The organism is Paenibacillus glucanolyticus NBRC 15330 (genome assembly GCF_004000885.1).
In the GTDB taxonomy this organism is placed as follows: domain Bacteria; phylum Bacillota; class Bacilli; order Paenibacillales; family Paenibacillaceae; genus Paenibacillus_AQ; species Paenibacillus_AQ glucanolyticus.
Genome location: NZ_BIMC01000006.1, coordinates 33,034 through 58,136 on the forward strand (window position 1 = coordinate 33,034; position 25,103 = coordinate 58,136).

The 25,103-nt window shown below is 37.9% G+C and carries 21 protein-coding genes and 1 pseudogene; 21 read left to right on the forward strand and 1 reads right to left on the reverse strand.

Translation table 11 applies throughout. The features are described from left to right. Positions 1-2 precede the first annotated feature (2 nt). The 8 genes from dpdH (at position 3) to PGL02S_RS11570 (ending at position 13,122) form a co-directional block, all read left to right on the forward strand. Entirely contained in the window at positions 3-3,104 is a 3,102-nt protein-coding gene (gene dpdH / locus PGL02S_RS11535) for a protein DpdH (protein ID WP_036640821.1), read from the forward strand. A 13-nt stretch (positions 3,105-3,117) separates the two neighbouring features. Continuing rightward, positions 3,118-3,822: a hypothetical protein gene (locus PGL02S_RS11540; RefSeq protein ID WP_006208349.1), complete on the forward strand. Its 705-nt coding sequence runs from the start codon at positions 3,118-3,120 to the stop codon at positions 3,820-3,822. A 46-nt stretch (positions 3,823-3,868) separates the two neighbouring features. Then, on the forward strand, positions 3,869-8,440 hold the full coding sequence (gene dpdJ / locus PGL02S_RS11545; protein WP_036640820.1) for a protein DpdJ: 4,572 nt from the start codon (positions 3,869-3,871) through the stop codon (positions 8,438-8,440). Beyond that, positions 8,437-8,949 carry a phospholipase D-like domain-containing protein DpdK gene (gene dpdK, locus PGL02S_RS11550; protein ID WP_036640819.1) on the forward strand — a complete coding sequence of 171 codons (513 nt, stop codon included), beginning with the start codon at positions 8,437-8,439 and terminating at the stop codon, positions 8,947-8,949. The genes dpdJ and dpdK overlap by 4 nt, the downstream gene beginning before the upstream one ends. Then, complete coding sequence (locus PGL02S_RS11555; RefSeq protein WP_036640818.1) at positions 8,950-11,787, forward strand: hypothetical protein; 2,838 nt, start codon at positions 8,950-8,952, stop codon at positions 11,785-11,787. 117 nt (positions 11,788-11,904) lie between these two features. Continuing rightward, entirely contained in the window at positions 11,905-12,570 is a 666-nt protein-coding gene (locus tag PGL02S_RS11560; RefSeq protein ID WP_155984612.1) for an HNH endonuclease, read from the forward strand. 25 nt (positions 12,571-12,595) lie between these two features. Beyond that, entirely contained in the window at positions 12,596-12,817 is a 222-nt protein-coding gene (locus PGL02S_RS11565; RefSeq protein ID WP_155984611.1) for a hypothetical protein, read from the forward strand. After that, on the forward strand, positions 12,814-13,122 hold the full coding sequence (locus PGL02S_RS11570) for an ATP-binding cassette domain-containing protein (protein WP_006208353.1): 309 nt from the start codon (positions 12,814-12,816) through the stop codon (positions 13,120-13,122). Before PGL02S_RS11565 ends, PGL02S_RS11570 begins: the two co-directional genes overlap by 4 nt. A gap of 846 nt (positions 13,123-13,968) precedes the next feature. Here PGL02S_RS11570 and PGL02S_RS11575 read toward each other — a convergent pair. After that, positions 13,969-15,375, reverse strand: a complete 1,407-nt coding sequence (locus tag PGL02S_RS11575) for a helix-turn-helix domain-containing protein (RefSeq protein ID WP_006208354.1) — start codon at positions 15,373-15,375, stop codon at positions 13,969-13,971. Positions 15,376-15,800: 425 nt separating this feature from the next. Between PGL02S_RS11575 and PGL02S_RS28755 the strand changes: the two genes are divergently transcribed. The 13 genes and pseudogenes from PGL02S_RS28755 to PGL02S_RS11630 all read left to right on the forward strand — a co-directional run. Beyond that, the gene (locus PGL02S_RS28755; protein ID WP_235187397.1) at positions 15,801-15,977 is read left to right on the forward strand and encodes a hypothetical protein; all 177 of its coding nucleotides are present in this window, start codon (positions 15,801-15,803) and stop codon (positions 15,975-15,977) included. Continuing rightward, positions 15,977-16,132 carry a nuclease-related domain-containing protein gene (locus PGL02S_RS28760; protein ID WP_234972788.1) on the forward strand — a complete coding sequence of 52 codons (156 nt, stop codon included), beginning with the start codon at positions 15,977-15,979 and terminating at the stop codon, positions 16,130-16,132. The genes PGL02S_RS28755 and PGL02S_RS28760 overlap by 1 nt, the downstream gene beginning before the upstream one ends. A gap of 102 nt (positions 16,133-16,234) precedes the next feature. Next, positions 16,235-16,474 carry a hypothetical protein gene (locus PGL02S_RS28765; RefSeq protein ID WP_234972789.1) on the forward strand — a complete coding sequence of 80 codons (240 nt, stop codon included), beginning with the start codon at positions 16,235-16,237 and terminating at the stop codon, positions 16,472-16,474. A 42-nt stretch (positions 16,475-16,516) separates the two neighbouring features. After that, a complete protein-coding gene (locus tag PGL02S_RS11585) occupies positions 16,517-16,699 on the forward strand; it encodes a hypothetical protein (protein WP_006208358.1) in 183 nt (60 codons plus the stop codon). 745 nt (positions 16,700-17,444) lie between these two features. Next, the gene (locus PGL02S_RS11590; protein WP_036640814.1) at positions 17,445-17,972 is read left to right on the forward strand and encodes a hypothetical protein; all 528 of its coding nucleotides are present in this window, start codon (positions 17,445-17,447) and stop codon (positions 17,970-17,972) included. A gap of 340 nt (positions 17,973-18,312) precedes the next feature. Then, positions 18,313-19,329: a carbohydrate-binding protein gene (locus PGL02S_RS11595; RefSeq protein WP_036640813.1), complete on the forward strand. Its 1,017-nt coding sequence runs from the start codon at positions 18,313-18,315 to the stop codon at positions 19,327-19,329. Between the two features lie 311 nt (positions 19,330-19,640). Continuing rightward, a complete protein-coding gene (locus tag PGL02S_RS11600) occupies positions 19,641-20,210 on the forward strand; it encodes an SF0329 family protein (protein ID WP_036640812.1) in 570 nt (189 codons plus the stop codon). A gap of 192 nt (positions 20,211-20,402) precedes the next feature. After that, positions 20,403-21,380: a tRNA dihydrouridine synthase gene (locus tag PGL02S_RS11605; RefSeq protein ID WP_036640811.1), complete on the forward strand. Its 978-nt coding sequence runs from the start codon at positions 20,403-20,405 to the stop codon at positions 21,378-21,380. 102 nt (positions 21,381-21,482) lie between these two features. Then, a complete protein-coding gene (locus PGL02S_RS29110; protein ID WP_107338562.1) occupies positions 21,483-21,749 on the forward strand; it encodes a helix-turn-helix domain-containing protein in 267 nt (88 codons plus the stop codon). Positions 21,750-22,081: 332 nt separating this feature from the next. Beyond that, entirely contained in the window at positions 22,082-22,348 is a 267-nt protein-coding gene (locus PGL02S_RS11615) for a DDE-type integrase/transposase/recombinase (RefSeq protein ID WP_157659628.1), read from the forward strand. 456 nt (positions 22,349-22,804) lie between these two features. After that, a complete protein-coding gene (locus tag PGL02S_RS11620; RefSeq protein ID WP_036640808.1) occupies positions 22,805-23,869 on the forward strand; it encodes a hypothetical protein in 1,065 nt (354 codons plus the stop codon). A gap of 74 nt (positions 23,870-23,943) precedes the next feature. Further along, complete coding sequence (locus tag PGL02S_RS11625; RefSeq protein ID WP_036640807.1) at positions 23,944-24,384, forward strand: hypothetical protein; 441 nt, start codon at positions 23,944-23,946, stop codon at positions 24,382-24,384. Positions 24,385-24,670: 286 nt separating this feature from the next. Further along, positions 24,671-25,056, forward strand: a pseudogene (locus PGL02S_RS11630) (SF0329 family protein); the annotation flags it as partial. Positions 25,057-25,103: the final 47 nt, after the last annotated feature.

Genomic DNA, 25,103 nt, shown 5'->3' on the forward strand with positions numbered 1-25,103 from the left:
ATTTGAAGCCATTGTTGTGTTGGCAGACAGAGCAAGTATATAAAGTTATGGATAAGGATGCGCTACATGTTCAGCAGCACTTATTTCTTGCTACTCACCATCCAATTAAGATGTATAAACAGACGGCAAGCCCAAAAGTTCACGACAAAGGTGCATCTTACGATGAGACAACTTTCTTAAATAACTTTACATCTGGAAAAGATCAAGTTTTTGTTCCCATTCTTGGAGAATCAGGAACAGGGAAATCACATCTTATTCGCTGGTTACATGCAAAGATAGATAAAAGAGGACGTAAGGTCCTGCTTATTCCAAGGTTAACAAACCTTAAAGAAATCATCCTTATGATATTGGAAGATCTCGAAGATCCATTGTTTGAAGAATATCGGCAACGTGTCCGACATTCAGTAGGTAATATAACGTCCGAACAAGCAAAAGAAATATTACATAACAACATTACTCTTGCCATCGGTAAGAATGGTAACCATGTGGTTGAACGCTTAAGTGATGCTGAACTGTTTCTCATGGAAAATTTACCTCATCTATTCCGCGATCCAGCATTCATTCACGAGTGGTTTAAAGAAGATGGGATTATCCATCAGTTGGCGGAACATATTGTTGGTGGTAACGGAGGCCGCTTAAATGAACGTCGAGAATTCACTATTCAGGATTTACCAATAAATCTGACATATATTAACCGTGCAAGCGAAGATGCTCAGTATGTTTATAGTGAACTTGTAGCAGATTATCAACTACAGCAAGAGGCAGTTGAATGGATCAATCGAAATTTGGATCAAGCGATTTCTACAATGCTTAGCTTGTCTAGTACCGATTTGGTAAAAATCATGAATCAGATACGTATTGAATTAGCAGCCAAAAATATTGAACTTATTTTACTCATAGAAGATTTCACTGTACTACAAGGCATTGATTATCAACTACTTGATGCGCTTATCTACACATCCGCTAAAAATAATGATACCAAAACATTAGAAGATGAAGAGGAAAAAGACAAACTATGTAATATGCGCGTTGCTCTTGGCTGTACAACTGGATATTTCCAAAGGTTTGAAGATACTGTCCTAACAAGAATCTCCTTTAGGGTGACGCTTGATGTTGGAGAAGATTTAGTGCCCCCAGAAGAGATAGAGAGATTTTCTGCTAAATATCTAAATGCTTTGCGTACTCCTGAGCAAGAAATTAGGCAGTGGGCTTTAGATAAAGAGAATACTAAACCGTTGAGGTCTGCATGTGAGGACTGTTCTTTTGTTGAATCATGTCACGAAGCATTCGGACAAACAGATGGGATTGGATTATATCCTTTTAACAAAAAGGCACTTCAAATAATGTACAAAAGAGGAACCTCAGAGGAGAATTTCAATCCTCGTCTCTTAATAGGAAAAGTATTGCGTTATATTTTAGAGAATTACGCAGAACCAATATGTGAAGGACAATTTCCATCACCGGCGTTGTTCGACCATTTTGGTGGCAAATCCATAAATCGACTTTCCGTAATAGCCCAAAAGGAAATAGAACGCCTTGATCCAGTTCATTATGACCGACGATTAGCTTTAATTGAATTGTGGACAGAAGAATACGATGTAGTTGATTTTCATCCTTTTATTCATGAAGCATTCAACCTTCCACCTTTACATGATCGAAGAGTTTTCTTGCAAGAGGCAGCAACTAGTCAACAAGCAAACGGAGAATTAGTTATTGATTATACGTCAAAAGATCAGTTTTCAATAAGAGAGCACTCTCCAGAGAATAAGCAAAATTTAAAAAATGAAATTGAGTCTACCTCAAGGTCGCTTGATGATGAATTACCGCAATCCTTGATGGAACGTATACAGATCCTAGATCAATGGGCTAACGGGGGTTCTTTAAGTCAAAGTCATTCACAATTTATGCGTGATATTTTGTTTGAGGCAGTTAATGATTATATTAACTGGGATTTTGAGCAAATAAATCAGAAATGGTTCCAAGATAACGGCCTATGGTCAAAACGAAGTATAAATTTTGAATCTCAATCTACACAGCAAAAGCAAGCGTTAGGTCAAATTCGTTTGAATTTACCATGTAGGGAAAATGAACGAAAAGATACAGCACTTACTCTTCAAGGGTTGATCTACCATCAATACTATAAGCACTGGGAATTTAACAAAGGATCTGAATTTTTACGTTACTCTGCCCGTTATCTTGAGCAATGGTGTTCCATGCTAATAAAGCAGATGCGTCAAATTCCTTTAAATAATGAAGCATTCGACCCTCTTCCACTGGCTTTAGATGTGCTTGCAATAACTGCCGCAATGGGGGGGGGAGTTAAGAATAATTCTCCTGAAGGCATAACTGAAGTTCTTTTTAACCCTATCGCTTTACCAAGTGGCGTAAGGACATCAGAGTGGATTAAATTATTTGAATTATTACTCCTTCATAGAGAAGAAATAAAAAGTATAGCGCTAGCAAGGTTGTCTATCATTAAAGGTGAAACCAGAAATCGTGTGAGAATGGTGGATGCTTCAATAGTTTATAATCATGTTATGAATTTGAATTTGAGTAATTTAACCTTACCTCCAGATGATAAGGTGGGTGCATTTGATAAATTAATTAAATGCTCGGATATGTTACGCATGCAAGTATGCCAGGTGATGGAGTCTGAGCATCAAGATAAATTGAAGTGGACGGAAAAAATGAAGGAGACCTTTGGGGATACGTTAGACGGAAAGGCAACTGCTATGCAAGTCAACGAAGCACTAAAAACTGCTGTTTCATCTGCAACATTACGAGGAGATCAACATGAAATTCAGGCGGCTACTGCTACTCTAGAAGCTAGATCAATTAGTAACATAGTCCGAATTATTAGTGATAATGAAAAAAAACATGGTTTAGAACTGGCAGTTTCTTTAGGTAAATTGGCTACAAAACATATAACAGATATTACGAATAGCTTAACAATAATAGAAAAATTTTTAGAGCAGTCTACTAAAAAAGTTGAAAATGATCTGGTTCACCTACAAGGCAATGAAGCAGTACTGGAACTCGAAACAATTAGAAATGATATACAAAATGATTTGGATTTAGTTGAATTAGCTTTTAAATCTTTTTAAAGGAGATGGGAAAATGCTTGCTGTAAAAGCGGCAACATTCATTGAGTTAGTAGAGAAAAAAAAGCTATTAGAAAAAAATAAAGAACAGATTCAATTGTATAAAACACGTCAGGGTGAACTTCGTAATGCTCTTATCGAATTAGCAAAGATTCGGTCTAAATACTTGTTAATGCGAGATGCTGGGATACCTTGTCCAGAATTAACAGAGATGCTTAGCCCTGTAGAAGTAATAGCAAACGATAAGGCGCAATTATTTATTGAGAATCCGCAGGTGGTTTTGGAGAAGACATCTTTCCATGCATTTATAAAGGTCATTAGTACTACTGTGACATCAGTTGGCCAAGAGTTATTGCAAGAATGGAAACTATATATCGAAAGTTTAATGCCCAATATACAGCAAGATACTTTAAGTATATTTAAGAGAGTGCCTGCTTTCAAACGGGAAACTGAACTTATAGAACAACATATGGATTCATTACGATTTCATAAGAGTAAATTACCGAATGATAGTGCCGAAATTGAAAAATTAAGAGAAGTGAGTAAAGTGCTACATCAACTTTGGATTAAGTTTGGTCAAGGGAATTTTCCTCCGAACATACTAGAATTTCTCAGGTTGGCAGGAAGTTCGACGGGAGCACCTTTGTCAATTTTAACGGAAGATGTATTGAAATGGCTTAATGAACATGGGATTTATAATGATTGCACTATTCGGATTTAAGCGTTAACTGCTTATAGTATGATGTATTGAATTGAGGGGACCTAAGATGGACTGGAAGCAATTATTCTTGAATGAGTTGGAAGCAGAAGAAGCTAAATATCTTTCTTGGGGATATGTGGAAGGATATTTCACTGATGAAGAATTGACAAGTTTGGCCGAATCTTTTATTGAGAGGCATGAGATTCATGATCTCTCAGCAGAGGAATTAATAAATGCATTGCTTGAAGACTTGCATATCTCGATGTTGCCATCTAGAGATGGTGAGGTATGGCGAACGCGCATGGCGGAAACGGTTAGATTAATCGCACGTTTGCGGCAGTGGTTTCCTACAAAGGCATGGCAATCCTCTCCAACTTTGGTTGCCGATTTTCGTTTTCAGGAGAGGTTGCGTATTTATCCCAAAAGACATATCAAAGCCCAATCACTAATCGACACCACTAAAGGATTATTAAATTCATTAGAGGTTGATGTGCTTCGTTATTTCTTGGAAGGCAAGGGCTCTGATTATAAGTTGTCTGACTTTCAGCAAGAAGCTGCTCTTCAAATGTTTAAAGATCTTCAAGATGAACAATCTCGAGGCTTTATCGTGACAGCTGGCACCGGGACTGGTAAGACATTGTCGTTTTATTTGCCAGCTTTAACGTGGATTGCTGCGCGCATTGATATTACAAATTGGATAAAAGCAGTTGCTTTATATCCAAGAAATGAACTTTTAAAAGATCAGTTTATGGACACTTTTAAAGAGGTTCTCGAATTAAATAAAATGAAATCTTTGGAACGTCCTATCTCAATCGGTGCAGTTTTTGGAGACACACCTACTAATCAAAATCAGGTAAAAAGTAAATGGAAAATGACAGCGCAAGGCTATGTCTGTCCATTCCTGAAATGCCCTGGTTGCAAAAGTGATCTAATTTGGAGTAAGTCAGATCATGATAGTAATCTCGAACGACTAATTTGTGTTAAGAGGGAATGTAATACTGTTATTGAGGGTGAAGTTTTACCGTTAACCCGAAACAAAATGCGAAGAAACCCACCAGATATTTTATTTACAACAACGGAAATGATGAATCGTTATATGAGTGATCATAATTATGGTTCGCTTATTGGAATTGGTACATCTCAACCTCCTCGAATTGTGTTACTTGATGAGGTTCATACCTATACTGGAACCCACGGTGCACAAGTTGCACTATTATTACGCAGATGGCAGCATGCTCTAGGTGGAGTGCCGCTTCAATTTGTTGGCTTATCCGCAACATTGCGGGATTCAGGTGACTTTTTTAGCCAGTTAACAGGGCTGGCACGCTCCAAAGTTGCTGAAATTGATTCATCATATGGTGATTCTGAAGAAAAGGGAAAGGAGTACCAGTTGTTACTACGTGGAGATCCGGCATCGGGTACTTCGTTGCTCTCAACAACAATTCAGACAGCTATGCTACTGCGTCGAATGTTAGATAGAACACCACCAGATGGGAATGGGACTACATTTGGTTCAAAATTGTTTTTATTTACGGACGACTTGGATGTTACCAATAGACTATTTCACACACTTCTTGATGTTGAAGCTAGAGATAGCAATCAGAACAATTATCCAATAAAACTTGACCGAGATCCACTTGCTGCTTTACGGAGTCATAATAATGATGAGACAAAACAACGAATGCAGAATGGCCAATCATGGTTATTTGCTGAAGATATCGGTCACGACTTGGCCCAATCTTTAATTGTTGGAAGGACCAGTTCACAGGACACAGGTGTGGATCCAAAAGCGGAAGTTATTGTAGCTTCTCCCTCACTTGAAGTGGGTTTCAACGATAAATTAGTTGGAGCAGTTATTCAGCACAAAGCCCCACGTGATTTGGCTTCATTTGTACAGAGAAAAGGACGTGCTGGTCGGGGCCCAGATATGCGTCCATGGATGGTCACTGTCTTATCTGACTTTGGCCGAGATAGATACATGTATCAAAGTTATGAAACACTGTTTCAACCTGTTCTAGAGAGACAAGAGTTACCAATTATGAATCGTTATGTGTTGCGGATTCAAGTTGTTTTTGCTTTTATGGATTGGATCGCTTATGAATTAAGGCAGGAAAAAATTAAGGTAGGAAGCCTGTGGCAAATGTTTGCACAACCTCTTGATCAAAGCCATCAAGATCAGTATCAAAAACCACGGGGAGAAACACGTAAATTAATTAAGAAAGTGATAGATGATAGCTCATTGCGGGCTAGAATGGAAACTTATATTCGGAAAGCATTGAGTATATCCCAGCAAGATGCTAGAGCTATTTTATGGGATCCTCCTCGTTCACTTATGTTAGAGGTTCTTCCAACGCTGCTTAGGCGGTTAGAAACGAATTGGGGGGTAGTAGGAGATTCTCGCGCTAAAGAGACACACATATCTAATCATCCACTACCAGAGTTTGTGCCATCGACGTTATTCAGTGAACTTAGCCTGCCAGAGGTCAGCATTGTTCTGCCTTCTGATAAAGTTGAAGATCAATCAATGGATATTCTACAGGCGTTGAATACTTTTGCGCCAGGACGTGTATCTAGAAGGTTTGGAATCGATCATAGTAGAGAAAGTCATTGGATTGCCCCACCTACGCTTAAACCGAGTGAAACTGGAGAGTCATCAGAGTTAATGATCTCAACATTTTGTAATGAAGACGAATATCGAATTCTTGGCATATTTTCATATATTAACAAAGACGGTAGTGTTGTTGAACTGCCAGTAATCCGACCGTGGAAATTGAAACCTGCACAATCTAATTTTAATGTTGATACTAAATCTAATGCTCATTTGGTTTGGAAGTCTCAGATTTTTCCGTCTGTACAAGCATTTATTGAAAATGAAGAAAAAACACCCTCTGATGATGGCGAATACGGTAGAGATGTAGAAGTTCCTACAGGACTGTATTGGTCATCTCTTTTAAAGGATATTCGTTTTTTTACACATGATACATTTAGCGCTGTTACAGTAAGAAGGTTTGCTATCGGTTCGGAAGCATCTGTAAGATTAGTTACTCAATCGGATCCGGTGCAACTTTCTATTCGATTTGGTTTAGAGCCTGGAAAAGCGGCGGCTTTAGGATTTGTCCAACAAGTTGATGGTATTCGCTTCGAATTGATGAATATTCCAGATACTATTATTTCATCTGCTGATTTAAATACTGCGAAACTTCGATCATTTCGGACAATGTATTTTCAGCATTCTGTTATGAATGATCCATGCTTAATGGAACAAGGGAACATGTTTGTGCTGGAGCGTATGGCGGAGATCTACCTGTCTGCTTTGTTACAAATTGCACTAATCAATGATCTCTCTTTAACAGAAGCTTGTGACTATATTCATTCAAATGATTTTCCAAAGATAATGAATAATGTGATGCATATTATTTTTCAAGTATTAGAAAAGGAAGAGATCTCTGATATTGAAGAGGAGGCTCACTATCAGCGGACTCATCTCAAGTTAAAAGCTTTATTCGAGATCCCATTAGTAGGCGAAAGATTAAAATCATTAGCGGTTATTCTTTGGTCAGAGGAAACAGAAGACTGGAAAAAATGGGCTAAAAAGCGTTGGATCGCTACGTTAGGTGAAGCAATATTGGCAGCATGTTTAGAAATTGCTGGTCCTCATCGTAATGGTGAATTGCTTCTCGATATTGGTGGTGGACCTCAAAGACAAGATGACGGAAGTTGGTTGGATAAAGATCAAGAGATCTGGGTTACGGAAACAATTGAGGGTGGGAGTGGCATTATCGAGGAGATTATTAAGCAGTATAAAAGAGATCCTCGGAGGTTTTTCAGATTAATAGAAAGTTCTCTTACACCGTGTGATGCCGAAATTGTTCATAGTGAGTTGTCACGTATACTCAAAGAAACACAGATAAATGAAGAACTTCAAAGTCAACTTTACGAGTTCCGTAACGCTAATGGATATAAGGAAACTACTAAAGCGGTAGAGGGAATTAAGAAAGTTATGGAGCGTTCTGGAATATTAGTGACACATCCTGTGATGAATGGACTATTTAATCGTCTGCTAAGACCTGGAAGTAATCAACAAACTGATTGTTTTATGTTCGAGTTATTACAATTATGGGAGAGAGAAGAAAGTAGACTTGGTATCGAAATGGATGCTCGTGTCTTTGCTTATGTCGCTAGTGTAGATAGTGGGAAGTCCGCAAATTTAATATCAGCACTTGATCACATTGATCCTCGTGCATCTGATGATGTTAATTGGCGATTTAATGTGATTTACGGCATGATTTGGCCAAGAGGTTCACAAATTCGTCGTAGGGCATTAGAGTCATACAATCCATTTACGTCTCCGATTCCGACGGATCGTGAATTATTGTTGAATACAGTGAAACTCCATAAACGCGTCGAATATTGTGCACCTAATTGGAGAGATCAGATGATAGAATTTCTTATCTCATATGGATCTGTTCAGTTGCTTGTTCCGCAGGATAACAAACTAGAAATCAATGATATTATTCTAAGTCTTACTGCAGAACCTCTTGACCTAGGCTTTTTACATTCCTACCCTCGAGTAGAAGGAATTACGAGAGATAATGGAATGTTTATCATTCATTTTGAAATTCGGGAGGCACTTTTATGACACGATATATATATACCAATGCTGCTTCTCGAGAGATACCGGATTTATTACAAAACATCCTCGTCGCCGAACTAATTAGGCCGAGCCGTTGGCTCTTCCTTGCTTCACCATGGATTTCAGATATTCCAGTCATCAATAATAGAGCCAATGAATTCATGTTACTTAATCCAGAATGGGCTCGGAAAAACATTACTTTTACTGATGTCATTGTGGAGTTAATGGAGAGGGGAACTGAATTTTTTCTTGAAACACGCCCCGTTAAATCAAATCAGCAATTCATAGATAATATTAAGAGCAAGACTACCAAACCATGGAATAACCTTCATCAAAATGCTGTTCTTCATCGTAAAGGGTTGTTAGGAGACAGTTACTTTTTGAGTGGATCAATGAACTTTACTAATAACGGAATTACTACACTTGAAGAGTTTGTCCAATATACGGTTGACCCGTCTGAAGTTTCGGAGAACAGAATTGTATGGGGACGATCATGGGGGAAGGGGGGAGAATAGATGTTATCTCAGATAGTTCAGGATTTTCTAAATCGATTTTATGCATTACCTAATTTGCTCATATGGGACAAAATTAATACAGGGGACTATGGAGACAAATTTAAACCATATTTAGCTAGATTAGAAGGAAAGTATCCTTCATTTACAGTATTGCCTTACATGGAGCAAGATAAATCATTCACATGGTTTGCAATCGCTTTTAACGAAAACTCATTTACACAAGTGCGAGAAGTGATTCGTTCTTTTGTTGGAACCACATACAGTAGTATGGATTTTTATCAAGTAGATAATTTTAATCATATTCAAGATGAAAATGTTAGAAATTTTACTAATGGACATTTTTTTAAATTTCGTGGAAACGATAAGGCCATTGGGCAGAAGGTTCTAGATTTATTTCGTCTTCTCCGAGAACGACCAGAACGCGGAGTAAGTATACCGACTGACCCAAGTCCGTTATTAAGAACTTTTGAGCTAGCTTTACAGGCTGGTGAACATGGTCTTGCTGAAGCACAAATAGTAATTCTAGAACGTCATAACTTAATTGATCCTCGTAATGCATTGTTTATGCGAATTGAAATGTTATCAAGATTAAATTGTTGGAAAGAAATTTTGATTCATCCACAAATGGAAGATTTATTAAAATCGCCACGACCGGCAAGAGTAACTGAAGGGATCATACGTGCGGTGTACTCGGAGTATCTGAAGACGATAGAATCAGATTCTGAGAGTATGAAAAAAGTCTTTAGTGAAGAGATTTGGCCGGTGTATCAATCATTGTTTCGAGTACGCGGTTCCCTAACACATCCTCATGTTTTAATGTGTTTCATGTTACGCTCGATCATGTCAGAGGAACCAATGTATGAATTGCGTAATGAAATATTGTCATTGGCTTCTGGACAAGCAATTGAACCGCTACTTCGATCATTAACAAACGGTCCAACTTCTATAATAGAAACATTAGAAGTGGTGGTATCTACTTTAGAGGAAGCAAAAAGTCTAGCGGATAATAGTAGATATGAAGAAGCATTTAAATTAGCTGTGCAGTTGCCTTTGTCCAAAGAACAGATTCAGTTATTGTTAATATGTGCCTATGAACTACAAGATCTGACCATAGATAAACAAGTAGTGGATTCAATATCGCAGTCAACAACAATAATAGATTGGAAATCAATACTAACTACCAGACATTTGCGCACCTGTTTCGAGTATTTATATCCTTCAAATGATAAAAAATCTAATATACAGGAATCTAATGTTAGTGCTACGCTTCCGGGATCATGGAATGAATGGTTTGATAAGATAGAGGATTTTGATCTCAATCAAGCAACAATGCTAGCGAGACGTGGGGCAGTGGAATGGCATAGAGATGGATTTCTAGATAATTCCGCTGAAATGGATAAGTTTAAGAATTTTTTGAAAGATGGCAGTAAGACCACACAAGATACATTGAACTTGTCAATGTTATACTTGTTGCGATTCTTTTCTGAAGATACACAATGGCCACGCGAAGAATTAAAAGATACGTATGGAGAACTTCATCGAATATTTCTTTCTCATATGCAGGGGACCTCAGAAGAGATGAAAATCTCGTCAGTTTGGTTGCATACACTACTTAATTTAGGCTTACCAAAAGATCAATATCGAAGTTTATTTGAAGATCTGACAGTGACGTGGAGAAAATATGCATCTAGAGAGTATTTTAGCACTTTAGTGCCAGTTCTTAGTCAATCTGCAGATATTCCTTGTCCAGATCTCTTATCCAGATGTCGTCTTGTACATCAGGTTCAAGATCTGGCATCCAAAAATAAAAATTTTGGGGTAGAAGAATGGGCAGAAGTTGAAGATAAATTAATACCAAAGGATTGGGACACATATTTTGGTTTATTGCATTCTGCCCAAAATGACTATCAGTTCTTAGCAGATTGGTATGAGCAGATTCAAAATAAGGATATAGATTGGACACCTACGTCAGCACTGCGAGTCAATGATTATTTTATTGATTGGATTGTTGAAGAGCCTGAGTCTATAAAAAGATCAATACTAGCACGTGCTCTTCTACCTTTTGTTCAATTCATTGTTCAATACCGTGATTTTCCAAGAATTGATGATGTTGATCTCTACGAAAACTTAGCTGAAGCAATGCGTATATTTTCCAGTAAGAACGAGGAGACGTTACAGGGCTTAATTAAGCTTTTGGATGGTCTTTTACTTAAGAAACCGGGAGAAGCTGACACACAGTGGCGCTACATGAAAGAATGGCTAACATTTCAGCCGATTCTACGTTTGCTATCTTCTATATTTGACTGTATGGAGTTATTTCAGGACTATGGCGTTCCGGGAATGGAAATCAAGCCCGTTTGGGATGAGTGGGTTGGTAGGCTATATGACAAGTTTGAAAAAGATATGGATTCATTGAGAGATTATCTGATTCTACTTGGTGAAGAGGTATCTGGTAATTATGACGTATTGGAACTCCTTCGTAAACAGGTTCAGGATATTGTACAAGATAACAGCGATCCACTACAAAAATTGCAAAATATGAAAATCACCATTTTTTCCTGTAGAGAAAAGGCAGCTAATCGCGCGGCTGACCAAATAATGAAACGAAATTCCCTTATTACAGTTAATGTTTGTACGAGTGATCGTGCTACAGATCAAACGACGGCATATGCTAGAAATTCCGATTTATCAATTGTGGTTACGGCATGTATCTCCCATGCCCTAACGTATGGTATTAAAGACCATTTGTCGTATGAACCAATTTATCCGAGAAGTTCTGGAGAGGCGGGGATTATTGCACGACTTGAAGAGTATGCTATGAGTTCGAATGCGAGTTGAGTACAATAAATATTACAAAACTGAACTGAGTTATATACAGTTCAGTTTTGTTGTATGTCATTAATATGGAAATAATTACAGAAAAAGTGGTGCATAGTATTGATCCAACTAAATTTCATGAAAAAAGATGTTAATATTCGACAACAGATAGTAAAAAACTACTTTGAAAAATTGAGGGGAAGGTGCCAAGGTAGTTACATTAAAAATGTGAATAATTGGTGCGATATAAATTTAGATATTGACCATCTTTTTCCTGATGAAAAAAATGAAAAGTTGATAGCTTCTTTTGAGAAGATCGTAACAGCCGATCTAACAAAATTGCTTTCCATTAGAGACTATATTGATACTAATAAAATCAAAATGACAGATGGCTTAAAGAACTATTTGTTAAAAACAGTGTACCAGTGTAATATAGATCGGCTTGCTTTTGTTCGGGACCTTGGAGTAACGGTTTGTCCCTATTGTAATCGAAACTTTATTAACAGCAGTTCAAGGAAAACAAGTTGTCAATTAGATCATTTTATTAATAAGAGCGATTATCCTATTCTATCAGTATCATTTTATAATTTAGTTCCCGTCTGTGGTAGTTGTAACCATAAAAAGGGTACTAAGGATTTTTCTTATTCTCCTTATGATAACACTATTGAAATAGATGACATGCTCACTTTTAGTTATGACATTAAAGGAGTTGAATACTTATCTGATTTGTCAAAGCTACATATATTAATTGATTTAGGTTTAAACAAAATATTGGATAAAAAGGATAGAAATATTAGAACTTGAGGAATTGTATCAGATTCATAAAGATGTGGTTCAAGAATTATTAATAAAAAAAGAGATTTATACTGAAGAGTATCAGGTACAATTATTTCGAGAATTTGGAGGGGTATTCGCTTCAAAACAAGAACTTGAACAACTTATCATAGGAGCATATGTTGACTCTGAGAACTATGGAAAAAGGCCGTTGTCCAAAATGATCTCAGATATTGGTAAAGAGTTGGGGATAGTGAAAGGAAACAAAAAAATATGAAGTTACTTTATATGTATGTAGAATCACAAGGTGATATTTTTAGAGATATATTCTTCAACTTTTCCAGTGAGTATATAGTTGAGTACGATAAAGCTTATAATAAAATTTTGATTAAAAACAATCCGAAGTATTTTAAAAACTTCTATGGAAAAAGCATTTCAGATATTACAGCTATTGTTGGGAAAAATGGTTCAGGAAAAAGTTTAATTCTTGAAATTGTAGGTAGAGAAATGAGAGAAAGGATTGAATTATTAAAAATTGAAGGAAAAGAAATAAAAGACCGGTATTTTATGATCTTTCATTAATGAGTAAGGTAGCTGCTGAAGTATGCCGAAGATCTTGTTATGTTTCTACATATGAGTTATGGAGTGTATAGAGATAACCCGCCACACTGACTAGTATCTGGACGACCATACTGATTATTAAGTAACACATCATACATTAATGGAAAAATAGTCAGCCAGTTTAAGGCGGCAACGCAGCTTGTAGACTGTAATAAGGGGAGTATTAATGTATTAATCTGGAAATAATCGTAATAAAGATAATTTAGACAGCAAAATCCAGCTGGCCATTTAAGTTGAAACAGATGCATATGGCATACTTGTTTTGTATCAAATTTCTGTTGAAATTTTGCAAAAGTCATGATCTCCTGCTTAGCCACAACTCTAAAAATAAGAACATATGTTTGTTAATATCTTAACAAACAATTCTTCGTGTATCAAGATTGATCTGAGCTAACTTGACAGCCATATTTACGATCTTACTCAATCCCAAACTCATAAATTTTCTTATTTACCTAATCATTTGATTCTCTAAATTCAACTTATCTGATATATGAAGTGATGTTGAGAACTCTACATTGTCACACCAACGCACTTTACTGTTTCACTGGAGTTGTTTTTTCTTATCTCACATTTTGAAAAAAAATCTTGAACCATGACCCTATCTGTGGGTCATGGTTCAAGATTATAGGAATTATCTTCTGTTGCCTAATTCACCTTACATGTTTGTTATTACTACGAAATAATTACCACCCACCACCCTCACCATGACTATTTGTAGTAATTATGTGAGGAGGAGAGGGGGGGATTAATTGATCCTCATTGGCAGGGATAGTGATATTGTTAGTGAATACAAATGCACATATGAAACTAAGAATGCACGCAATATCCATCAACTTTTTTCTCATTACGATTATAAACCTCCTTCATCAATTGGGAGTATCTTCGGAGATCTGATTGATCGATCTCATGCCGAATATGTTCGATTGTCGAGCAGCATTTTACTATATTAGCTGTATTATTAATTTTATACGAAACATTTAAACTATCCAATATAAATCCTGTGCCCTTATGGATATTTCCTTGATTTATATAATATTCACCAATTTCGGCGAGGAAGATGGCAAAGCGATCATTTATTATTTGTTGGTTATAACTTCCTACCACGCATCCCTGCTCATAATGCTCTCTTATAACACTCTCATATTGTTCTAGATACTTATCAATGTTCCAATGATGTACAATAGCTGCGTGTATAATTCTAAAAAGAGCCCTTAATATTTCATTTTCAAGAGAAGAAATATACTCAATATACTCGTCGATTACTTGAAAGTCTCCATTCATTACTTGATATAGATAGCGATTTCCTTTGGCCCACCTGATGAATTTTTTCTTAATATCTTCGGAAACTTTATCTGATTCTTTGATCCAAGCTTGATCTTCGTAACAGGAAACATAGAATAAAGCTTCATTATAATTAGATTTTTCTGCTGCTATTGAGCCTAGTAGCAAATCAGAGTATAGGATATAACCGAATAAAGGTTTTTTAGGAGTTGAATTGTTCTTCTTATTTTTAGATTTGTTATGATTTTGTGCGTTATAAAGAAATCTCGAAATTCTCCCCATTTCCCGGGCATAGTATTTAGCTTTATCCCATTTTTGGAGGGAAAGTAGAGTATTTGTTAGATCTTCTAGAGCGTCCAATTGTACTACTTCAGGAAGGCGCTGAACGTATGCTTCAAACTGTATTGTACAGTCTAAGTTATGTTCCTGATCCGAGTTTAAGGAGCATGTAAATATTCTATATTGACACATGCCTAATCTCTCGGAATGTTGGTATTTTTCACTCTCGGCAACCTTCTTGTATATGATCAGGGCTGCTTCTCGATCTCCCTTACGATATAGCGCTTCTGCGCTATCAAAGAGCAAAGAAGAATAAGTTAAATTATCCATCATCATACCAATAACGTGATCTAAGCATTTGAGTTTGTCTAGTTCGGAACAACGCATGATAAATGGGCCAAGTCGTCTCCAATTTGGAGATGATTGAATGATACATTCATTCGCATATAAGGAATAAAAATATCCCTCTTCCAAATTCATGGCCTCAGTAATTAAATCCAGGTTGGAGACGGAAAGGGGCTGTTGCCCTTTTATGAATCGGCTGAGAGTTCCTGAATTAATCCTCGATTTATTTGCAAAAGAGGAAATGCTGAGATTTTCCTTCTTCAGGTAACGTAATAGTTCCGTACTTATCGTTGTGTCTGTAGGTATCAAGGATATCCCCCTCCAGATTCAAATTCCATATTCAGGAAAATGACGTATATAAGTAATTTAATGCATAATACACCATTGGTCAATAACTTTATAGTAGGATTAGAAAGATAAGCTAAATTAAACAGAAATACGTAGTTAGTAATTAATTCTTACGAATCTAGCGTTGGGGGAGTAGCATCGATTCTTAAAAAATTTACAGAGTACTGAAATGCGTCCTTTTTAAGCCGTATTAATAGAGTATTTTAGTATTGATGGAAGATACTGGTTTTTGGTTGACCTATTAATATACGGCTTATAAGATGGCGGTAGGTGATCACGTTATCCATATATGAAAAATCACTAATGTTTCTAGGACTTGCTCAACTGTAGCAAGATTATCTGCTGAACAGAGTTAATCACCATTACATGAAGAACGGAGCTCTCTTATGTTTGAAAAATTAAAATCCTTGTTCAAATCCTCTGATATGCCAAAGAAAAAGCCGGCTCAACATACGAATAAAGCCAAAACATCAGGAAACAACGCCAAACCCAAGGTTCAGCCTACTCGAATTGGTGAGCTGGGTGAGCATAAGATTAATATTCAACTAGACCAAATGATTTAATGGTCACGAATTCGAAGTCCCGAACGGGCTATTCGCAGATCGACCATGTAGTGATCACGCCACAAGGATTGTTTGTCATCGAGACGAAGAACTACACGGGAGAGATTAAGGGAACAAGAGAGAATAAGTCATGGACAGTTAGTAACCGGTTTTAAATGTATAATCCCTTTATGCAAAATTACGGCCATATTCAAGCAATCAAAAGTTTGCTCCCTGACTACCAAAAGAGCCGTTACATTTCTTTGGTTTCTTTTACAATGCGCTGTAGATTCAGCGTAGATCCGGAACTAAGAAAAATCCAATCGGACGAACTGATTGTGTACGATGTCGAACTGTCCGAATATATTCAGCGCAAAATGAATCGGATTCAAGCGGAGAAGGTGGATACCGTTCTAAAGGAAGCTGATATTCAGAAGATCTATCAATCCTTGCTTGAGTCGAACATCACTGATTCGAAGATTCGGGCTGAGCATGTGGAAAAGGTGAAATTACGTTAATATCAACAGAGATATGTTAACACTAGAAATGAGGGCATATTTATGAAAGGCAAATTCTCTACAACGGCATTATTGCTGAGCTTGGCAGTTTTCTTTTCGTTTACGGGTAGTGTATCTGCTGCAGCAAGGAAACCTAAGGATATCCTTGCTGAAAAGTATCCTAATGAAGTGGTTAAGATCGTCAAAACCGATGACCTGTATATCGACTTCAGCATGGGAGCTTGAGTAAAACTCTTCAATTGATGGGAGATCTGGGAGTTTACATTGATTCAAAGGGTAAAGTACATCAGTACTGGAAGAATCATAGAATCGAAGGCGGCTGGGATCTGGCAGAGGGAATATTCACCTGGAGTACAAAGACCAATAAGTACAAAGGTTCAGGAAAATACGTGCGACAGAGTTAATCCTAAGGAGATATAGTGCATGTGGGATGTTGCACACTGTTGTTCAGGAAAGGCTATGTCGAAGCCCATGGGAGTAAACTGGAGCGCAGCGGAAGGCCACCCAACGAATACAAATGAAATTACTAATTGTGGAATCCTTCACTTCGCTCGATCTTCCTATACTTTAGAAATTTAGTTAATTTAAATCAAAATAACCTGGCACTTTAGAAGCGTTGGGCTCAGCTTGATAAGACGATGAATCTGCTGGTTAGAACATTTCATCAAAGTACATTAAAAACAGCTATTCGTCAGAATAAAAAAGAATACGGTTGTATGTAATTGGCCTATCCTGATCTCCCTGAGCGATCGGCTATTATGTACGCTACACAGAAAAAAAGGACGGGGAAACCCCGTCCTTAACAAGAAGAAGGTGTAGCTGCAACCATGTTGTAAACACCCCCGGTTGCTCCCACGTTAATAGGTCTGTTACTTGCTGATGATGCATATCGTTTCGCAATGTAAAGGCAACTTTTTTCTCCCTTTCCCTCTTACATATATACCGAAAATTACAAGGAGGATTCAACCTAATGAAGAATCTCTCTCGCGGTATTTTATCTTTATGTTTAATCGGGGCATTACTTCTTTCTGCATGCGGGAAATCAGATGGCACTGGCACTCTTTCCAATAGCGAAGCACCTTCCAACACAACAAGCCCAGCACCTTCAACCAACAATACACCAACAAACACAGAAAGTCTGATCGAACCAGACGAGAAAGAAGCAATTAAGGACATAACAGCGGCCGATTTTAAGAAAGGCGTCTCTATTGACTTTGACAAATATAAAGGCAGCTTCTTTGACGACAACATTATCTCCAAATTAAGGAACAATCTTGAATCGGTTGTGGAGAACAACAAAGAAACGTTTGAAGAGAATCTGAACAAGGAGTCTTTGGAATCTATAAGGGAAGGCTTCTATTACACAAACGAAATCGATCAATTTATGTTCTATGATTTGGATCTCATAGAAAAAGTCGATCAGCCAGAACAAATTAGAGTAGGCGTGCGCTTTGCAAAAAAATCCTCAGACGGGAGTGTTGAAAATCAAGGAATTTAAAACCCATACAAAAAATAGAGGCGGCTCCTCGTAAGGAGCCGCCTTGTCGTTGTTTAAGTAAATTCGTTATCTCAGGATCGGCAGTAATGCGGACTTCCGGATATTACTCCTTATAAGTTTGGACGTATTGGTAAACGTCCGCTGCCGTTTCTAATGATCAGGTGCAGTCTGCCGGTCGCTTTTCATGCCGTTGTATTGTTTGAATTGTAATAATCTGATTAAAAAAATTATGGAATTAACTTAAAAAAACGGAAATAAAGTAAGATCATAGCACATTTAAAACCTGTGGCATGTCTCATGGGAGCGCTACAGATAAATAAAAAAACAAGGAGGTTTGAAAATGACTAATAAAAGGTTTCCTTTTAAGCGCTTATCACTTTTGGTAATTTTAGCAGTATTTCTATTCACATTCTGTGCAGCCTTACCGTCAGTAAACGCAGCCGCTAGAGGAGCATGGGCTCCAAATACCGCATATGCAGTAAATGACACAGTAACCTATAGTGGAAGCACTTATACTTGTCTTCAGGCACATACTTCTCTCGTAGGTTGGGAACCGTCCAATGTTCCCGCTTTATGGCAGAAAGGCGGTAGCGACGGAACTACGCCACCAACCCCACCACCGACAACGAATGGAGTAACATTCTATGCAGATATAAACTATGGAGGAAAAGCAGTGACACTCGGGATAGGCAATTATACACTGTCTCAGTTGAACGCAAACGGAATTCCGAATGACTGGATGTCGTCTCTTAAGGTTCCAAGCGGTTGGACGGTTGAAGTATATGAGAATGATAATTTTGGAGGAACAAAGTGGACCTTTACTTCAGATTCTTCCTGGGTTGGCAACACGATCAATGACAAAATGTCATCGGTCAAGATTTATACGGGTTCACCATCTCCTATAGTAACAAAGCCTGCCGAGGTTCCGAGCCATATATGGACATATGTCATGAATGCGGACAATGCCTATGGGAAAGGCGGAGATTTTGCTTTATTGCTAAGTGCTGTTATCAAAAAGGAAAGCAGCTTTGGAGCAGGTTTACCAGGTAGTCCATCGGCCGGCGACGGATTGATGCAGGTAGAACCAAACACACGCAATGCGTATTTATCTCAATTCAGCTCAAAATTTGGCCGTGCGTATAATCATAGCAGTGAACAAGATCAGGTATATCTGGGTGCGTTGATTTTAAATGAGAAGATTACGAAGTTTGGAAATATCTACAACGGATTATTACACTACAACGGTGGAGATAACTGGTATCCGGGAGCTACGGATTCTTACGGCCGTCCTATTCTGGCAGATCAATATGCAGATGCAGTTTACGCTACTTATAAGGGCTATGGCGGAAAGAATTAAGGTGTTATGCCATGAAGAATAGCCTCAGTATGGATACAATCTTATAAACAAATTAAGAAGACGAACTATGACAAGACACTGAGAAATTCTAAGGAATATAGGATCGAACTAAGAGAACTGCCATTCAAGGCGGTTCTCTTGTTTCCGTATATGGCTATAATCATGGTATGATAGACCTTCATCCAAGGGAATTATTTTACCTTTAGAATATATGTTATTTTAATCAAACTAGCCTGGCACTATAGGTGTCATTGCCATAAATCTGCCGCGAAGTACGGGTGAATCAGGCTTTAAGAATATAGGGGGATTACATGTCCTGGAGCAAATTGAAGCAACAACTGGAGAGCTTTCTCTCTCCTGCGTTACATGGAAGGGTCGAATACCGGGCAACCAGTTATCGTTATCTACCTGATAAATCCGGAATTTGTTATCTTGCCGTAGATAAAAAGAACGTCCTTAATATGAGTGATACAACGGGCTTCATCCGATGGTATCAGACAGAGCAGGAAATTAAGAATGATCCGAATATCCAAATTCCGATCAGCCACGAGGAAATTGAAGCGATCAGACAGGATACCAAGGGGACCGTTCCCGAGGATCGTCTTCAAGTCATTGCAAGAAGCCGGAAAATTTCAGAGCTTGCAAAAGAGCTTTTGTCCGCGCAGGCCGCATTAAGTAAATCCAATTTCACTGTGGTAGCTACTACGTTTTTATCGACTTCTATAGATGAAAGCTTGGAGAGCAATGATATCTTATTGAATATTTTAGCTTTGGTGGACAGACGAGTTGGCAAAAAGCGAATTTTAAACATGGCAGAGAAGATGAAGTTAAAGCATCCCGCTGTGCAGTATTTTTATGAACTGCGGCGCAGTACGTTATGAAAATGTTCTTGCATTGAAAAGGAGCACATCGTTTTAGGAGTGTATTCACTGCTGCTACGATTAACATATACTGTCGATTGATTTACGCTGCTTAAACATGTTATAAGTGAAGAAAAAGCAAGGGCACGAACAGGTTGTATTTACTATTTTCGGGACTGGATTTGTCCTGGTATATATAGAGGGGTTATTAATATGAAAGACAATTTTTGGCGTGATTTGCCACGACCTTTTTTTGTGCTGGCGCCCATGGAAGATGTGACGGATGTTGTGTTTCGCCATGTTGTAAGTGAAGCAGCCAGACCGGATGTGTTTTTTACGGAGTTTGCGAATACTGAGAGTTATTGTCACCCGGAGGGGAACCATAGTGTGCGCGGACGTTTGACTTTTACAGAGGATGAACAGCCCATGGTAGCCCATATCTGGGGAGATAAGCCGGAATATTTTCGTCAGATGAGTATCGGCATGGCGAAGGAAGGCTTTAAAGGCATCGATATTAATATGGGTTGTCCTGTAGCGAATGTAGCCGAGAACGGCAAGGGAAGCGGTCTGATCTGCCGTCCCGACATTGCAGCGGAACTTATCCAGGCCGCTAAAGCCGGGGGACTGCCCGTCAGTGTAAAAACAAGGCTTGGTTTTAGCAGCGTAGACGAATGGCGCGGCTGGTTAACCCATATCTTGAAACAAGACATTGTGAATCTGTCTATTCATCTGCGAACAAGAGAGGAAATGAGCAAGGTAGATGCTCACTGGGAACTGATTCCGGAGATTAAGAAGCTTCGTGATGAGGTGGCACCTGATACACTGCTAACCATTAACGGAGATATTCCGGACCGTCAGACCGGCCTTAAGCTCGCTGAACAATACGGCGTGGATGGCATTATGATTGGCCGCGGCATTTTTCAGAATCCGTTTGCTTTTGAGAAGGAGCCGAAGGAACGCAGCAGTGAGGAATTGCTTGATCTGCTGCGGCTACATCTGGATCTCCATGATCACTATTCTGCACAGCTGCCACGTTCGTTCAGCCCTCTTGCCCGCTTCTTCAAAATCTATGTCCGTGGATTCCGAGGAGCAAGTGAACTCAGAAATAGCTTAATGAACGCTAAGTCCACACGTGAAGTACGTGCGTTGCTCGATGAGTTTGTGGTGGAGGAACAGCAAAGATTCAGTTAATGGATAGGTTTTTGCATATAGTCTCATATTGATCGAAGGATTAATAGATCGTAGTAAAGCGCGCCTCCTTGCTGATGTGAAGTGTACCCCTTAGAATAGACATTGGAAAAACCCCCGGGTTCAACCGATGAAATTCTAGGGGGTGTATTTTTATGGGACAAAAGTTTAGACATATTCAATTGCACTGAAAAGGAAGCTATTCGTCTTCACATCGAAGAGAAGTGGACGTATCGCCGAATTACGAAGCACTTGGAGGTTCAGGGCGCAGATCGTGTGAAAAAATGGATGAGAAAATATAGGGAGCTAGGCGAGTTTGGGCTACTGGATGGACGGGGGCGTCGGAAGCAATATATGAGTCAGGATCGGTAGTGCAAAAGCTGAAACGGGAGAATAAGTTGCTAAAAAAGTGCTTGGTCGCCTGGAAGGAGAAGTAAACAAGAGAGATATCAGATCATGGAAAAGATAGTAGTATACGGAGATATCCAGAAACTCTCCCACGTTTTGGTGTTTCCCGAAGTGGTTATTACGCTTATTTAAAGCGCAAACGAATCGATCGTGATACAAAGGCAAAGAAGCACGTGTTCCAAGGTTATCAGCGTTATGAAGGAAAGTATGGCTATCGGCAGCTTCAGTTGTTCCTTTGGCAAGATCATGGGATTTGGATGAACCACAAGAAAGTCCGTCTGAAAAGGAATTTTACTGTGGAAAAACCAAATCAAAGATGGGTAACCGACATTACTCAGTACCCTGTTGGAGAGCGTTGGGTATACCTGTGGGCCATTAAGGATCTTTTTAATAACGAAATTGTGGCTTACGAAATCGGCGAACGCAACGACAATGAACTCGTGCTCCGCACATTCAGAAAAGCATTGGTTAAGCAAATAGACGTGACCGGATTGATCGTTCACAGCGAATGCCTGTATAAGCCTTGGGTATTGAGCAGTGTTGCTGTTGTATGCCAAAGATAAAAGGGGCCAACTTCTGTATCAAAACTGTTTGTAAATTACTGATATGATTTAGGGAACACACAACTTATTAGTATCAAGGTGATTACAAATTATCTAAATTTATAATGAATATCAGGAAAAGGTTAGTACAAGGATGCTTGAAAGAGAAGATGTTGATAAGGTAAACAGCCCCTATATCCCCTAAATTCTGTAATATAAGCTTGGTTTAAACAACAAGGGAGCATACTCGACAAATATTGTGGAAATTCGACCTTTTTATTCCTATTTTTTCAATTAATATAATTCTTTTATCCTATATTCCAATATTTAGGATATATGTTAAAGTTATGTTAACCCGGCCGGTTAAAAAAAAGAAATAACTATGAAATCAAGCCGCATTTTCATTATAGAATCTTTCGTATGAACGAGTAACAGTCACCAGGCTACATAGGTATTTCTAAAGGAGATTTTGAGAAAATGAGAAAAAGAAGAATAACTGCCTGCTTGCTTTCCTTAAGTGTTATAATTGGGAGCTTTAGTTCTGGTGTTTCTGCAGAGACCTATGAGAGTAATCGCGATTCCTTTTCCTTACAGTATATGGGTAATGGTGTCTTTGGAGAAAAGGTATCAATCAACAGTAGCAATAAAAGTTACAAAGTCAAGAAAAAGGACGATGTTATTTATGAATTGCTTAATGACAAGGATGCCGTTCAAAATTATTTAATCGAAACAGTGGACGGTCAATATCAGCTTGTAGGAAAAAAAGAGATTAATCTTGAGGATTTTAATAGTATCAATAATGATGAGAGTCTTTCGGACTATATCAAAGAAGATATTAAAAGCATAATAAAAAAAGCAAATGAAACTGAACAAAGTGGTTTTTCTATAACTGTCTATACGCCTAATTTGCTTAATAATTTACACGCATATGAGCCAAGTGGTAATGTATCTCCATCTGGTAGTACTTGGTTACCACCCGTATATTATACAGGGAAGGGGTCTTTACGTTACAAAGATGAAGTTTTGCATATAACAAATTATTCAACTGAAACAGGTGAAAGAAAGTATAGTGATAAGGCCGAAGCGCAAGCAGAGTATAAAAAATTATTTAATCAAGCTCTCAAAGCAGCTGCAGGAGAAGGTCTTGATGCTATTTTAGGTTCCATACCTGCATATGGTGTCGTGAAATCATTCATAGAGATTTTCGGCACTGATTCATCATTCGGAGGAGATACTGATGACAAAATTAAAGTATATGTGGTAGAAAAAACAAAATATCGTAAGTATACTAGTGTCATGTTCCCCGCAGCTGACTATGATATGGCTGCTGTTACTGATAATATTGCAGAATATGAAGTGTATATAGATAAAATCAAGAATGGAGTTGTTACTCAAAGAAATCAAAAAGGACTCAGTATGAAATCACCTAGTTGGTTTTCTGCTGACCAAAAGGCTTATGAATTCAAAGCTAGCTTGACACATTGGAATGAACGAATTTATTACCACGATTATTTTGGAATGAGATTTCGGAGCGCAAGCTAATTGAATTATTTACTATTGAGAGAACTGATTAGAGGTTATCAGTTCTCTCTTTTACCTGATGAGGTGTGTCAATTATGAAGAAAAAAATTATATCAAGTTCTGTTCTGTTAATTTTAGTTCTAGTTGGTATTTTTATCTATTATAAGCTTCCATTATCTGCAGACGAACTACTTCCAGAAAAGAATAAGATAAACAAAATCTATTTTTCTGATTTTATCGATGACAATGGAGTTGAGAATCTATCCATTGAAATCACTAAACCGGAAGAAATCAGGGAAATAATAGAAGTGTTTGAAAGCACTAAATATACTCGTTCATTGGGGAATAAAAATATTAAAAATGATACTCGTTTTTTAAATATATATTTTTTTTCTATAAATGAAGATAGAGCTTATAATTATACTATAGAGATAAATGAGAAAGGACAACTTTTAATAAATAACAGGAAATATACAATAGAAGATGATAAGAGTAAGATTTTCGAACGAATATTGTCTATTTTAAACATTCTGTAAAAAAAGAGTGGGGAATTACAATGAAAATTAATATGATAAAATACAGCAGCACTCCGAAATGGAGTGCTCTTCATATGTATAATCGAGTTTATTATGCCAGTTAATTATTGATGAATATATAGGAGTAACTATAATTCACTTTCATGTATCACATAGAAACATAAAACTGTGTAGCCCGGAAGGGCAAAATTTTAACTTTAAATCAAACTAGCCTGGCACTATAGGTGTCATTGCAAAAACTGCCACGAAATACGGGTAGTGAGGCTTTGAGAACATAGGAGGATCCATGTTCTGGAGCAAATTAAAGCAACAACTGGAGAGCTTTCTCTCTTCTGCGTTACATGGAAGGGTCGAATACCGGGCAACCAGTTATCGTTATCTACTAAATCCGGAATTTGTTATCTTGCCGTAGTTAAGAAGAACGTACTCAATATGAGTGATACAACGGGCTTAATCCGATGGTATCAGACGGAGCAAGAGAATAAGAATGATCCGGATATCCAAATTCCTGTGGACAATGAAGAGATTGAAGCCGTCAGAAAAAATACCAAAGGAACCGTTCCAGAGGATCGTCTTCAAGTCATTGCAAGAAGCAGAAAAATCTTCGTACATGCAAAAGAGCTCTTGTCAGCAAAGTCCGCATTAAGTAAACCCAATTTTATCGTTGTAGCTACAGTTGTGCAGTATTATTCTCCCTATAGCTTTTAGCTATAACTAGT